The sequence below is a fragment of the Thermus sp. FJN-A genome (assembly GCF_054655095.1).
On the sequence record NZ_BAAHSC010000307.1, the window covers coordinates 1 to 236 of the forward strand.

1 pseudogene is annotated in these 236 nt (G+C 66.9%); it reads left to right on the top strand.

The features are described 5' to 3' along the window. Positions 1–236: pseudogene (locus ACYQ0J_RS13830) on the top strand (IS200/IS605 family accessory protein TnpB-related protein); the annotation flags it as partial.

Sequence of the window (236 nt, forward strand, 5' to 3'; positions counted from 1 at the left end):
GGCAACCTCAACCTCCGCCTGGAGGCAAAGGACGGAGCCCTTTGGCTCCGCGTCAACCTGGGAAACGGGAGGCACGCCCACGCCCTGGTGAAGACCTCCCACCCCAACCTGAGCGCCCTGGTGGAGCGTGTCCACGCCTCCCTCCCCTACAACGTGGAGCTCTCCCTCAAGGAGGGGAAGGTCTACGCCGCCTTCACCTGGGAGGAGGAGCCTGTGCCCCTCGTGGCCACGAAGGA